Source organism: Myxococcus sp. CA051A (genome assembly GCF_013336705.1).
Classification (GTDB): domain Bacteria; phylum Myxococcota; class Myxococcia; order Myxococcales; family Myxococcaceae; genus Myxococcus; species Myxococcus llanfairpwllgwyngyllgogerychwyrndrobwllllantysiliogogogochensis.
Map to the genome: position 1 here is coordinate 41,455 of NZ_JABUMS010000026.1, position 13,337 is coordinate 54,791.

9 protein-coding genes are annotated in these 13,337 nt (G+C 68.6%); 2 read left to right on the forward strand and 7 right to left on the reverse strand.

Translation table 11 applies throughout. From position 1 onward, the window contains the following. Positions 1-6 precede the first annotated feature (6 nt). The 4 genes from HUA74_RS41425 to HUA74_RS41440 form a co-directional block, all read right to left on the reverse strand. Positions 7-2,865, reverse strand: a complete 2,859-nt coding sequence (locus HUA74_RS41425; RefSeq protein ID WP_371817391.1) for a PAS domain S-box protein — start codon at positions 2,863-2,865, stop codon at positions 7-9. Between the two features lie 195 nt (positions 2,866-3,060). Further along, the gene (locus tag HUA74_RS41430) at positions 3,061-6,714 is read right to left on the reverse strand and encodes an efflux RND transporter permease subunit (protein WP_174458990.1); all 3,654 of its coding nucleotides are present in this window, start codon (positions 6,712-6,714) and stop codon (positions 3,061-3,063) included. Further along, positions 6,711-7,838 (reverse strand): efflux RND transporter periplasmic adaptor subunit, encoded by a 1,128-nt coding sequence (locus tag HUA74_RS41435; RefSeq protein ID WP_174458991.1) that lies wholly within the window; start codon positions 7,836-7,838, stop codon positions 6,711-6,713. The genes HUA74_RS41430 and HUA74_RS41435 overlap by 4 nt, the downstream gene beginning before the upstream one ends. Positions 7,839-8,004: 166 nt before the next feature. After that, entirely contained in the window at positions 8,005-8,637 is a 633-nt protein-coding gene (locus HUA74_RS41440; protein WP_141646781.1) for a hypothetical protein, read from the reverse strand. A 135-nt stretch (positions 8,638-8,772) separates the two neighbouring features. On the opposite strand from HUA74_RS41440, the gene HUA74_RS41445 reads away from it, so the two are divergent. Further along, positions 8,773-9,504 carry a TetR/AcrR family transcriptional regulator gene (locus tag HUA74_RS41445; protein WP_174458992.1) on the forward strand — a complete coding sequence of 244 codons (732 nt, stop codon included), beginning with the start codon at positions 8,773-8,775 and terminating at the stop codon, positions 9,502-9,504. Here HUA74_RS41445 and HUA74_RS41450 read toward each other — a convergent pair. Together HUA74_RS41450 and HUA74_RS41455 are read right to left on the reverse strand one after the other, a co-directional pair. Then, entirely contained in the window at positions 9,501-10,544 is a 1,044-nt protein-coding gene (locus tag HUA74_RS41450; RefSeq protein WP_174458993.1) for a metal-dependent hydrolase, read from the reverse strand. The genes HUA74_RS41445 and HUA74_RS41450 overlap by 4 nt on opposite strands. 98 nt (positions 10,545-10,642) lie before the next feature. Continuing rightward, on the reverse strand, positions 10,643-11,473 hold the full coding sequence (locus tag HUA74_RS41455; protein ID WP_174458994.1) for a helix-turn-helix domain-containing protein: 831 nt from the start codon (positions 11,471-11,473) through the stop codon (positions 10,643-10,645). 138 nt (positions 11,474-11,611) lie between these two features. On the opposite strand from HUA74_RS41455, the gene HUA74_RS41460 reads away from it, so the two are divergent. Next, entirely contained in the window at positions 11,612-12,811 is a 1,200-nt protein-coding gene (locus HUA74_RS41460) for a cyclic nucleotide-binding domain-containing protein (protein ID WP_174458995.1), read from the forward strand. A gap of 18 nt (positions 12,812-12,829) precedes the next feature. On the opposite strand, the gene HUA74_RS41465 is transcribed toward HUA74_RS41460, so the two are convergent. Then, positions 12,830-13,240, reverse strand: coding sequence for a hypothetical protein (locus tag HUA74_RS41465; RefSeq protein WP_174458996.1), 411 nt, complete (start codon positions 13,238-13,240; stop codon positions 12,830-12,832). Between the last annotated feature and the right edge of the window lie 97 nt (positions 13,241-13,337).

Sequence of the window (13,337 nt, forward strand, 5' to 3'; positions counted from 1 at the left end):
GCGTACTCAGGCATGCCACGTGAGTGAGGAGTCCACCCTCGTCACGGCGGGGAGTGAGAAGAAGAACGTGGTGCCGAGGCCCGGCTGGCTTTCCACCCAGACGCGGCCACCATGGGCCTCGGTGATTCCCCTGACAATGGTGAGCCCCAGTCCGGCACCTTCCTTGTGCCGGCTCTTCGCCTGCCAGAAGGGCTCGAAGAGGTGGGTCAGGTCGTCGACCGGAATCCCGGAACCTGTATCGCTCACCGAGCAGCGAACCATGTCCCCCCACGGCTCCGCGCGCAGCGTGACGAACCCTCCCATCGGCGTGAACTTGAGGGCGTTGCCAATCAGGTTGGAGAAGAGCTGCAGCACCCGGTCCTTGTCGACGAACACGTCCGATACCTGGGGCTCGACATCGAGCTGGAGGTGGACGGAGCGGGCGTCGGCGAGCGCGCGGTGTTGATCCAGCGCCTCCTGGAGCAACGCCGCCGTCGACTCCGGCCGTCGGTCCACCGTGAGCTGTCCTCCTTGCATCCGCGCTACGTCCAGCAGGTCCTCGATGAGCGTGGTGGCGCGGATGACCGCCTTCTGGATGGAGTTCAGCGGCCGAGAGTCCGCGAGCCGCTCCTCCGGCGAGCGCTTCATCAACGTCCCCGCGCTCAGCGCGATGACATTCAGCGGAGAGCGCAGGTCGTGCGCCACGATTCTCAGCACCTCGTCGCGAAGGAGCGTGGCCTCCTCGGACTCGGCATGCAGGCTGGCGTTGTCGATGGCGAGCGCGGCGCGGCGGGCCACCTCCTCGACCAGCGCCAGGTCTCTTGCGCCATAACGCCGCCCGGACTCGGACGTGCCCAGGGCGACCACCCCGAGCGTGTGTCCTCGCGCGCTCAAGGGCACGACGATGCAGGACTGGGGCGCGAGTCTCCGCAACATGTCCAGGTGCTGGGGCTCCTCCGACGACGCCTCCAGCAACGCCAGGGGCACTTCCTCGAGCAGCAGGGCCTTGCCTGACTTGAAGACCTCCGCCAGGAGGTGGCCTCGCCGGAAGGGCGTCTGTGGATACAGGTCGAACATCGCCTCCAGGAGTCCGGACTTCTCCGGCGAGGCGGCAAGGGATTGCCTGCGCAATACCCTTCCACCCTCGTCGAGCAACGCGACGACGCAGAAGTCCGCGAGCGTCGGGACGACCAGCCGCGACACCGTGGAGAGCGTCGTCTGGGGGTCCAGGGAACTGGCGAGCCGAGGCCCGGCCTCCGCGAGCAGGAGCCAGTCGCTCTCCAGTCGCTTTCGCTCGGAGATGTCCAGGACCTGCGAGATGAAGTGCAGCGGCCTGCCCCGGGAGTCCTGAACGAGGGAGGCCGTCAGCAGCGCGTCGACCAGGTGCCCCTGCTTGTGGAGATAGCGCTTCTCCAACTGGTACGACCCCTGTTCCCCGTCGAGCAACCGCTTCACCACGAGCAGGTCCTGCTCCAGGTCTTCGGGAAAGGTGAGGTCGTGGAACGTCATCTGGAGCAGTTCCTCGCGCGAATATCCAAGGATCTGGCACAGCGCCTCGTTCACGTTCAGCAATCGTCCCTCCAGACTGACCAGGCACATGCCGATGGGCGCGTGCTCGAACGCGGCGCGAAAGAGCTCCTCTCGATTCCGACGGGCCTCCTCGGCCCGCTCGCGAGCACTGATGTCCCGGAGGATGACGACGCGCTGCTTCGTTCCATCCACCCACACGTCTGCCAGGGTGGCTTCCGCCGGGAACACCTCGCCCCCCTTGCGAAGTCCGAGGAGTCGACGGCGCTCCTCGCGCGGACTCACGCTGTCTCCCAGCGGCTCTTGCAACAGCAACCCCAGGGGCTGTCCCAGCGCGTCGCTCACGCTGTAGCCGAAGATTCGCTCCGCGCCGGTATTGAACAGGGTGATTCGCTGGTGCGCGTCGATGGTGATGATGGCGTCGGCCGCGTTGTTGACGATGCCGGAGAAGCGCGACTCCGAGTCGCGCAGCGACTTCTCCACCTCGCGCTGGCTCGCGTCCAACAGGGACAGGGCCTTCGCGTTGCGCGCCAGGATGGCCAGGAACGTGGCCACCGTGACGAGCGCGAACACGGAGGTTCCGAAAGGGGCGGAGTGAAGCCCCAGCCGCTCGCTGAACAGCCGCAGCCCCCAGACGATCAGCGGAATGAGGATGGTTGCTGGCAGCAACCTGCGCGCCATGAGACCGCCGGCGTCATCCCGGAGCAGCACGCCCATCAGCCCCTGCCGGGGATGCACGGAGAGTACGCCGAGCGCCAGCATCAGGAACAGGAGCGCCGTGTGCAACGCCATGGGTGAATAGCTCCCGAGCCTGTCGAGCCCGGGCAGGAGCGTGAGCGGAGCGTCCTCCAGGTACACGTAGCTGATGAGCGCCTGCGCGGCGATGAGCGCGACGAGCAGCGCCAGGGGCCGGGCGGGATGCCAGCCCTCCCGTGTCCTGACGTGAAGCAGCAGCAGGGCACCGCCCATCAAACAGAGGCTCAGCGCCGTCAGGGGAGAGGGGCGACCCGGCGGGCTCGGTGACAACCTGCGCAGCGTGTTCGCGAAGAGGAGGCGGTCGATGCCCAGGTCCGTTCGTGCCACGTACTGGAAGAGCACGAGCCCTCCGAGCAGGAGGACGAACAGGGCCATGGCCTGTCCGGTCGTCCGTCTGAGGCGGTTCGTCGGCTTGTCGCGCAGCAGCCAGAGCGCCATGCCCACGAGGAGCAGGCCCAGGGCCGTGTTCGGCATCATCATCCCGGCACCCGGCAGGGTCACCGCGCGGGTAAGCCGCTCGCTGGCGAGGGCCCAGCCGACCAGCGCCGTGGTCGTCACCAGGACGGCCATCAGGCACACGGCGGGGACCAGCCAGTCGAGCACCCTTTCGATTGGGTGCGGAGAGTCACTGGGGCGCGCTGCCGTCATGGGGCCGCGGTGGGTTCCGTCGCGAGGTCCGTTCAAAGGGTGCGAGCGTGGAGTTCACTCACCGCACCCGGGATGAAACTTCCATCCAGAAACCTGGAGATGCCCCGGCGCGAGGACCAGGGCGGGGCCCCGGTCAATCCACCGCCCGCCTCATCGAGTGCCCGCCTCGGGTGGCTCCTCCTGGGAGTGGGCCTCCCAGCGAATCCAGCGCAGGTCCCTCACGAAGAGGGTGTAGAGGACGGGGACGAGCAGCAACGTCAGCACCGTGGCCACGGTGAGCCCGCCAATCTGTGCGTAGCACAGCGGTTGCCACAGCGGGCCGCCATGCAAGGCGAGTGGGATGAGGCCCAGCACGGTGGCGGCCACCGTCACCAGCACGGGCCGCAGGCGGTGCACTCCCGCGTCGAGCAGTGACTCGCGCAGGGACTCGCCGCGCTCGTGAGCCTCTTCGATGTAGTCAAAGAGGACGATGATGTGACTGACGATGACGCCCATCAGGCTGATGATGCCCAGGAAGGCCATGAAGCTGAACGGCGCGCCCATGATGACCAGGGACACCAGCGCCGCCGCCGCGCCGAAGGGAAGGGCCGCGAAGACGACCAGCGGTTTGACGGCGTTCTTGAACTGGATGACGAGCATCACGTAGATGGCGACAATGAGCATGCCCAGCACGACGACCATGCTGGAGAAGCTCTTCTTCTGTTCCTCCGCCTCGCCGCCAATCTCCATCGTGTAGCCGATGGGCAGGCTCTTCTGGAGCGCATCGAGCCCGGGGCGGGCTTCCTTCAGGATTTCCGACGCGAGGACGCCCTGTTGGGGAAAGGTGGAGACGGTGATGGTGCGGAACTGGTTGCGGCGGCGGATCTTCTCCGTCTGGAGCGAGTAGGTGACGACGGAGACCTGCCGCAGCGGGACTTTTTGAGGCCCCGTGCGGGAGCTGACGTAGAGGTTCTCGATATCGCCCAACTGGGCGCGCTCCTCCGCGCGGAGCCGGGCGACGATGTCGATTTGATGAATCCCCTCGCGAAGCTGACCCACCGTCATGCCGTTCATGGCGACGGCGGAAGACGTGGCCACGTCCAGGTTGGTGACGCCCGCGAGGTTTGCCCTGTCCGGGTCCACCTCCAGCTTCACGGAGAACGTGTCACTGCCCCAGTCATCCCGGGTGCGAGCCGTCCCGGGGACGGAGCGGAAGAGGGCCTTGGCGCGCTCGGCGATATCTCGGAGCAGGGAGATGTCCTCGCCGGAGATGCGGATGGACACGGGGATGCCCACGGGCTTGCCGGTCTCCAGCTCCCGCACGTCGATGCGCGCGCCGGCGATTCGCCGTGACAGCGCCTCCTGGAACAGTGGCACCAACACGCGGGTGTCTTCCTTGTCTCGGACCTGGACCACGAGCTGTGCGTAGTTGAACTGTTGCAGCTCGGGCGCCACGGAGAACCAGAAGCGCGGCCCTCCGCCGCCGATGAACTCCGTCACCGACTCGAGGATTTCGTGGGGCGGGTCGTCGCCCTTCGCGTGGGCCTTGCCATAGTCCTCGGCCACCTCCTGGAGGATGCGCGTGGCTTCGCGGGCCGTATCTCGCGTGGCGGTGAGCGTGGCGTCCTCGGGCAGCCAGACGTCCACGTAGGACAGATAGGACAGGTCCTTGGGGAAGAAGGCGGACCTGACGCGGGTGCCCACCAGCGCGCCCGCGATGAGGATGACCAGGGCCACGCCGACGACGAGGAGGCGGTGGTCGATGGCCCAGCCGACGACCTGCTGGTAGCGCATCGTGAAGCCCCGCGTGCTCCGCTGCCCGGGGGCCAGCTCCGCGTGAGCGGGCGCGCGCAGGATGGTGGAGCCCAGCAGCGGGATGAACGTCATGGAGACGATGCGCGAGGCGACCAGGGACAGGGTGAGGACGATGGGCAGCGTGCGGATGAAGCGGCCCGTGTCCCCGGGCAGCGCGAGGAAGGGCAGGTAGGCGGCGATGTTGGTGAGGGTGGCGAAGAGGATGGCGGTGGCCAGCTTCGTGGGCCCGAGCCATGCGGCGATGCGCGGCTTCCAGCCCATGGACAGGGAGCGTTTGATGGCGTCGCTGGCGACCACGGGGTCATCCACCAGCAGGCCCAGGGCGATGATGAGCGACGCGATGGAGATCTGCTGGAGGTCCACGCCGAACACGTGCATCAGCCCGAAGGTCATCGCCAGGGTGATGGGGATGGACAGGGCCAGCAAGAGCGCCGTGCGCCACTCCCAGAAGCCGATGAGCGCCACGAGGACGACGAGGATGATGGCCTCGTAGAGCGACGACATGAACAGGTCGACGTTCTCCTTCACCTGGAGAGGCTGGTCCGACGTGCGACGGATGACGAGGTCCTCGGGCAGGAGTCGCTGGACGTGTGCCAGCTCCTCGCTCACCACCTTCCCGAAGTGGTCGATCTGCTCGCCGGGCCTCATGTTGACGGCGAGGGTGATGGCGCGGTTGCGGACGAAGTGTCCCTGGGCGTCTCGCGCGTCCAGGTAGTTCAGGAAGCGGGGCGGGCTCTGGTAGTCGCGGCGCACGTCCACCAGGTCGCGCAGGTACACCGGGGAGCCGCCGCTGGGGGTGGTGAGGATGTCACCCAGTTGCGTCTCGCTGGTGAGCTCGCCGGACGGGTCGATGGTGATGCTCTTCCCGCCAATCTCCAGGATGCCGCCGGGCGCGGTGATGTTGCGCGCGGAGATGATGTTGGCGAGCCCGGACTGGTTGACGCCATAGGAGGCGAGCCGCTCCTGGGAGTACTCGAGATAGATTTTCTCCGGCAGCACGCCGCTGCGGGTGACCTTGGAGACGACGGGCAGGCGCTGGAGGTGACGCTGGAGGGTGTCCGTGAAGTCGTCGAGCTGCCGGTGGGTGTAGCGGTCCCCCGCGTTCTCCGTGAGTCGCGCCCGTGCGTCCTTGGGTGAGCGCACGACGATGGGGCGCCACACGTCGGGGTGGAGCTCGGAGAGGCTCAAGTGGTCCTGAGCGAACGCGCGCAGGTGTTCCAGCAGCGCCGGGTCCTCCAGCGACGTGGCCATGTCCACGCCGATGAAGCCGGGGCTCTGGATGAGTCGGGCGTCGTCCGTCTCTGGCAGGGTGTCGAAGAACCTGCGCGCCTGGTCTCCCAGCCGCTGCATGGACGTCGCGTTGATGGCGGGTGGGAAGCTCACCACCACCGTCGCACGGGGAGCGTCGGAGGCCGCGGCGGAGCGCACTTCCTCGATGGCCCGGGCGATGGCGCGTGAGCGCAGCTCCAGCTCCACGTCGTTCGCCTTCGGGCTGGCCACCGTGAGCATCAGCGTGGCGGTGTCGCCGAAGTCCTTCAGGAACTGCACGGGGCCGGCGCCGCCAGGCAGGTCCCGTATCGTGTCGAGCCGTCCCTGGATGTCGTCGAACTCCTTCGCCCGGTCCGTCACGTCCTCCTTCAGCGTGACGTAGACGACGGACAGGCTGGTGCGGCTGATGGACTCGATCTTCTCGACGCTGGCGTTCTCGGAGATCTTCTGTTCGATGCGGCGGGTGACGAGCTGCTCGATCTTCTCCGCCTCGGCGCCGGGCCACAGGCAGGTGGCCACCGCGACGCGCACGGCGATGACGGGGTCCTTCGCCTTGGGCATCTTGAAGTAGCCATAGACACCCCACGCCAGGGTGAACGCGAGGAACACCCAGGCCACCTGGCGCTTCTCCGTGAAGTAGCGCGCGGTGTTGTGCTTGTGGCGCACCAACGCTTCGTCGCGAGCCCGCTCCGCCTGCTCCGGAGTCGGAGGTGTCCCGGGCCCATCGGTGGGGGCGCTCAAGGAATCACCTCGACCGCTTCACCGTCCGACAAGAGGCTGGCGCCGGTGACGACGATGCGCTCACCGGCCTGGAGCCCTTGCTTCACGGGGATGACGCTGCCCAGGTATTCGCCCAGCGTCACCTCGCGGGCTCGCACCAGGGCCTTGCCGTCCTGCTCCTGGAGGACGAACACGGCGAAGCCGTCCGGCTTGCCGGGTGCGCGGACGATGGAAGACAGCGGCACGAGCAGCTCGGGCTGGAGTCGGGCGGAGCCTCCATCGCGCAGCGACAGCGCGGCCACCATGCCGGGCTTGAGTCGCTGGTCGGCGTTGGGGATGGAGACCTCCACGGCGAAGACGCGACTCTTCGGGTCGGCGGAGGGGGCGATGCGGGAGATGCGCCCCTCGAACTGCTGGCCGGGGAAGGCCTGGGTGATGACGGCCTGGGGCGCACCGAGTCGGACATTGGGCAGCAGGGTGTCCGGGACGCCGAACACGACGCGGACGGTCTGCGTCTCCGCGACGGAGAAGGCGACGGTGCCGGGCGCGGCCAGGGCGCCGACCTCCACGGCGCGTTTGAGCACCACGCCCGTCAACGGCGAGCGCAGCTGGGTGTCGTCGAGCGCCGTGCGGGCTTCGTCCACGCGAGCCTGGGCGACGGCGGCCGCGGCCGCGGCGCTGTCTCGCTGGGTGCGCGCGGCGTCGAGCTGCGCGGGTGTCTGCACTTCGGCGTCGACGAGCTTCGTCGTGCGGTCGAAGTTGATCTGCGCCTGTTCCTGGGCGGCACGGGCCTGGGCGAACGCCGCGCGGGCTTCGGTGAGCTTCTGCGAGTAGTCCGTCTTGCGCAGCGCCGCCAGCTCCGTGCCCTCGCGGACGTTGTCGCCTTCCTGGAGGATGCGGGGGCGGCCGTCGACATCGCGCACCTTGGCGATGGACTCCACGTAGCCACCGACCTTGAAGGCCAGGTCCACTCGGGTGGCCGGCTGAATCTCCGCGGAGAAGCGCGCGTTCGCCGTCGTCCCGGCGCGGCCCACGGTGGCGATGCGCACCGCGGTGGGAGGTGCGGGCGGAGGCTGACTTCGTCCGCAGGCGAGCCCGAGCAAGGCCCACCCGAGGAGAGTGAAGGCCTGGAACGACATCCTCATGGTGCGGGCTCCTGCGATGCGGCAAGCGTGTTGCGTGAAGGACAGCCCCGGAGGACCGGGGCCATCTCGTGCGAAAGCTCACCACGCTGAAGCGGCGTCTCGGGTGTGGGTACGGGGTGGTGGGCGTTGCGTGTCACGCGCTCGACAGGGATGAGCGCGGGGATGCTCAGAGGACGACGAGCAGCCCGAGTGAAGCTGTCGGGTAGACCTGCCGCAGCTTCAACTCACCGGCGGTGACGCGAAGGGCGCGAGTGTCCGTGAAGGTGAACCCAGGCCCGCCGCGCGCCGTCAGTCCGAGCCGCCCGGCCCCCGGCCGCCACATGACGCCCACCGCCGGCTCCAGGAACGCCGTGGTGCTGGCGCCCTGCGACGGGCCCTTGCCGGAGCGGGCCACGAACTCCTCGAAGCCCGCGGTCACGCCCACGAACGGACGCAGCGCCCCATTCGCGAGCGTCAACACCGTGTAGCGCGCGTCCGCGCCCACCGCGTAGTTGAGCTTCACCTCGCCCAGCTCCGCCCCGTCGAAGCGCGTCCTTACGCCCACCGTGTTGCCCCACTGGCCCGCGCGCGTCATCAGGCCGAAGGAGAAGGGCCCGTCGAACGACGGCGAGATGTCCAGCCGGATGCCGTACATGGACGCGTCCAGGGCGGGGGGCTGGAACTCCAGCAGCACCGCGCCTCGCCGCTCCCGCTCCTGCGGCGGAATCCGCTCCCCGGCGTCATCGGCCAGGGCCGGCGCCCCCAGCAATGCCACCGACGCCAGGACCGCCTTCAGGGCTCCTCGTGACTGGATTCGCATCGTGCTCTCCCCTTAGTCGTTCGACTAAATTAGTTACACGACTAACTAAAACCGGGCTCAAGGGATGTCAAGGCGACCGGGCAGCCGGGGTGGGGCACCCTTGCGGGTAGGTGTGTGGCGTCCTATGGGGGACAGATGGCCCGTCCACGCAGCGGAAAGACACCGTCCAGTCCTCCCCCGGAGCCGGCGGCCCCGGGCGTGCCGGATGCGCGGGAGCGCCTCATCGCCGCGAGCTCACGCGTGCTCGCGGAGCGTGGCTACGACGCGACGACGGTGAAGGAGGTGGCGCGCGTGGCGGGGGTGAACCAGGGCCTGGTGCACTACTACTTCGGCAGCAAGGACGCGCTGCTGCTGGCCGTCACACGCGAGCACAGTCAGCAGTACGCGGAGGAGCTGCGCCAGTTGCGGGAGGAGACGCCGCTGGAGCAACTGGCGGACACGAGCTTCGCATGGGGAGAGAGTCACCTGCGCGAGTCACCCGCGCAGTTCCGCCTGCGCTATGAGCTGTTCGCGCTGGGGCTGCGCAATCCGGAGCTGACCTCCGCCGTCGCCGAGCTCCAGGCCCAGGGCGACATGGAGGTGGCGCGGACGGTGGCCCTGTACCGGGGTGGGGACGCGGCGAAGCCGGAGCCCACCGACCTGCACTACGCGGTCATCATCAAGGCCTGCTTTGACGCGCTCGCGCTCCAGGCGCTGTTGGATCCGAAGTTCGACGCGGCCCCCATCTACGCGCTCTTGAAGCGCATGGTGCTGTCGAGCGTGGATGGACCCGGGAGCGCGAAGCCCGCGCGGCGAGGGACCAAGGGGCAGGCACGGCGAGGGAAGACTCCGGCTCGCCGTCGTCGGGTGCCTCGGTCGCCTCGCTAGAGGGCGGTGCGTTGTCCTGGCCTGAGGAACCTCACGCGTCGGTCTCCGCGAAACGCGGCGCGTACGTCGGCCTCGGTGGAGAGGGGCTCGAAGGTGCCGTAGTGCATGGGGATGATGAGGGATGGGCGGAAGTACTTCCGGATGGCGAGCGCCGCGGTGCTCGGCCCCAGTGCCCAGCGTCCACCACCGGCGGCGAGCAGCACGATGTCCGGATGGAAGAGCTCCTGGATGAGCGACATGTCGCCGAAGAGCCAGGTGTCTCCCGTGTGGTAGAGCGAGCGCCCGTCCGCGAAGGTGAGCACGTAGCCCAGTGGCCTGCCCCCGGGCTCTGTCGAGTGCATGGCGGGCACGGCATGGACCTGGACGTCGCCGATTGTGAAGCCACCGCCCACGTTGACGCTGTGCTGCTGCGCCTCGGGAATCTTCATCGCACGCAGGTGCTCACCCGTGGTGACCACGAGGGCACCTGTCACGCGGGCCAGCTCGGGGACATCACCGGCGTGGTCACCATGTGCGTGCGTCACGAGAATGGCCGCGGGTTTCTCCTCGGCGTAGCGGGTGAGTGACTTCCACTCGGTGGGGGTGCTCGGGTTGTCCTTCAACCAGGGGTCGATGAGCAGGCGCGTGCCTCCGGGCGAGATGACCTCGAACGCGGCGTGGCCGAGCCACGTCACGCGAAGTCCGCTGGAGGGTTCGAGGGTGGCACTCGCGGTGGACGTGGGCCGGGGCGCCGACGCGAGTCCGTTGATGGGAGGCGCTGCTGGCGCGACGACACCGTGCAGAGGCGCCTTCACGGTGACTGCGGCCGACGCTGGCGAGTCCGAAGCAACGCGCGCCGGCGGCTCGACGACATCGGGGCGAGGCGCCTTCACGGTGACGGCGGCCGGCGCTGGAGTGCCCGAGGCCGCGTGCACCGGCGGCTCGACGACACCGGAACGCGAAGCCCTCGTGGTCGCGGCTGGTGCCGGCGTGGCGGAGGTGGGAATCGCGAGCGTCAGTGAGAGCAGCAAGCACGGCATGAAGGGGTGGGGGCGGCGCATCGACACTCCTCGGACGAACGGGCTCGCGACCGTGGAGGCGCGAGCCGTCATGGGGTGCACCGAGGAATAGAAGGGGGACGGCGTGCGGGGCTTGGGCGTTATTGACGTTGAATCGCCCGCGCGTACTGGCCCGGAGTCATCCCGACGATGCGTCCGAAGTGGCGGTTGAGCTGGCTCTGGTCATAGAGCCCGACCTCCGCGGCGACGGTGCCCGCGGCGAGTCCTTGTGCGAGCAGCGTCCTCGCCCGGGCCACGCGCAGATGCGTGACGTACTCGTGCGGTGGAAGTCCCAGCTCTGAGCGGAACACACGCAGCAGATGGAACTTGTTGAGTCCCACCGCGGACGCGAGCGTCTCCAACTCCACGTTCAGGGTGAAGCTCGCGTGCAGGTACTCGCGGGCGCGTGACACCGCGGCGCGGTGTGGGGCAGGGGAGGCCGGGGGCTTCGTCTCTCCGTACTCGGTGAGCAGGGCTTCGAGCGTCTCCGCCACCAACGATTCGCACTCCAGTGTGTCCTGCGTCCTCCGGGCCAGTGCGTCATGGAGCGCGAGGGCCGTGAGTTCCGTGCGGCCCTCGCCCTGGGACAAGGCGGTGCGCAGGTGGGGCGTCGCCGCGAAACCCAATTGGAGCGAGGCCTGTCGCACCAGCGCCGGCGAGAAGGCGACGGACTGCGCGGTGACAGGCGCGTGGACTCGCTCGTCGCGGTGAACCTCGCCCGGTTCCTTGAGCTTGATCCGACGTCCGGGACCATGTGTCCAGGTGCGCTTGCGGTACCAGAAGTCGAAGGCACCCGCGTACGTCACGGTGAGGCCGTAGGCAGTGGAATGTCCCGTCCACAGGCGGGTGTCATTCTCCACTCGGACGACTTGCACGTCGGGAACCGAGAGAGGGCGCCAGGTGATGACGGTGGCGGGGCGCGCGTGTGGCATGGTGTTTCGTCCTTGATGCTTTCTATCTCACGTTTAGGGTGCTTCACGAGGTAAGGGGCGTCGTGACAGTCGGGGGGGCGCGCTAAAAGCGCTGAACCGGGCCTTTTCTGGCGGCCTACTGGGCCGGAGGATGGAGACATGCCAGGAGCCACAGGCGGTCAGAGCGTGGGGGGCGCACGCATGGGGACGGATGCGGAGGGCGCGTTGCGCGCGGTGCGGTCGCTCGTGGAGCTGGACGAGACGGAAGAGGCGGCACAGCTCTACGAGGAGCTGGGGGCCTCGCAGCGCGAGCGACTCCGAAAGCAGGCGGCGCAAGGGCCGGTCAAGGAGCGGCGGGGTCTGGTGGAGGTGCTGCGCCGAGCGCGCGACTTCCTGGGCGCCGCGCGATTGATGGATGGCAGCGGCGACGACGCCGCGGCCGCGGACCTCTACGTCCAGAGTGGCCAGTACATGGAAGCGGCGGAGGCGTGGCTGCGCGCGGGAGACTCCGAGCGAGCCGCCGCGGCCTTCGAGCGGGGCGGAGCCCTGGAGCGCGCGCTGGAGGTCTATCGCGGCCTGGGGGCGCGGGAGTCCATGGCGCAGTGCCTGGTCCGGCTCAAGCGGCTCTTCGACGCGGCGGAGCTCTACCGTGAGCTGGGCCAGCCGCACGCGGAGGTGGAGGCCCTGGGCGGTGTGACGCCCGAGGACCCTCGCTACACCGAAGCGGTGCTGCGCATGTGCCGGCTGCTGGACGTGGAGGGCTTCACGCACCAGGCGCTCGCCGTGCTGGTGGACGCGTTGGCCAGCTCCGAAGTGGCGCGCTCGGAGCCCGCCATGGTGACCGAGCGGGCACGGCTGCTGCGGCGCATGGGGATGAACGCGGAGGCGGAAGCCGTGCTCGGCCGGCGCAACGCGACCAGCGCCACGCCGGTGGCCAACGGCTATCGCTTCCTCAAGGCCATTCCCATTTTCAGTGAGCTGACCCTGGAGGACATGAAGGACCTCTACCGTCAGGCGCGGCAGGTCGTGCTCGCGCAGGACTCGGTGGTGTTGGAGAAGGGCGAGCCGGGGGTCGGGTTGCTCGTGCTCCTGGAGGGGACGGTGGACGTCTTCAGCGGTCCGGAGGCGGACGCCCGTCAGCTCAACTCGCTGGGACCGGGCGCGTACCTGGGAGAGATTTCGCTGGTGCAGGACGCACCGGTGTCCGCCCACGTGCGGGCACGCACGGCCGTGCGCGCGCTGCGCATCAGCCGTGCCGCCTTCGAGCACTACCTGGACACGCACGAGGCCGCCGCGCTGCGCATCTACCGCCTCTTCACCCAGAACCTCGCGGAGCGGGTGCGTGCCCTGAGCACCTGACGTCGCGACGGCACGGCGTCACTTCCAGGCGCAGCCCTTGATCTTCTTGCAGAAGGCCAAGTTCGTGGCCTTCTTGCAGTCCATGGCGATGCCCATGCACATCTTCGAGGCGTACGAGTAGGAACAGCCGGGCTGGCTGTTGCAGAAGACGCTCGAATACACACCGCAGAAGGTCGCCTTCCCGGTGCACTGGCCACCGCCTTCGTTCGCCGCCGTGTCCTCCGCGGCCTTCTGCGTCCCGTCCTTGGGGGGCGACTCCTTCACCTTCCCGTCCGCCGAGTCCTGGGGCGCGGGGGTGGCGGGTTTCGCCTGGGTATCCTTGTTTTTTGTGTCGGAGGAGGGCCCCTCAGCGCTGGCGGGAGCACAGGCGAGCAGCACCGCGGTCGCCAATCCCATGACGAGTCCCAGCCGCTCTGCGTGGCGAAGCATATGCCGTCCTTTCGGCGCGGAGCCCGGTGGCCCCGCCGTGGTTTGAACAGGCCAGTGTAGAGGACTCCTTCCGGGCGTGGGGGTGGTGGCGTGCTCG

What these genes read in the sequence shown, in the direction of transcription:
- HUA74_RS41435 (WP_174458991.1), bottom strand. Translation starts at nt 7,838, where the DNA reads ATGAGGATGTCGTTCCAGGCCTTCACTCTCCTCGGGTGGGCCTTGCTC.
- HUA74_RS41440 (WP_141646781.1), bottom strand. Translation starts at nt 8,637, where the DNA reads ATGCGAATCCAGTCACGAGGAGCCCTGAAGGCGGTCCTGGCGTCGGTG.
- HUA74_RS41445 (WP_174458992.1), top strand. Translation starts at nt 8,773, where the DNA reads ATGGCCCGTCCACGCAGCGGAAAGACACCGTCCAGTCCTCCCCCGGAG.
- HUA74_RS41450 (WP_174458993.1), bottom strand. Translation starts at nt 10,544, where the DNA reads ATGCGCCGCCCCCACCCCTTCATGCCGTGCTTGCTGCTCTCACTGACG.
- HUA74_RS41455 (WP_174458994.1), bottom strand. Translation starts at nt 11,473, where the DNA reads ATGCCACACGCGCGCCCCGCCACCGTCATCACCTGGCGCCCTCTCTCG.
- HUA74_RS41460 (WP_174458995.1), top strand. Translation starts at nt 11,612, where the DNA reads ATGCCAGGAGCCACAGGCGGTCAGAGCGTGGGGGGCGCACGCATGGGG.
- HUA74_RS41465 (WP_174458996.1), bottom strand. Translation starts at nt 13,240, where the DNA reads ATGCTTCGCCACGCAGAGCGGCTGGGACTCGTCATGGGATTGGCGACC.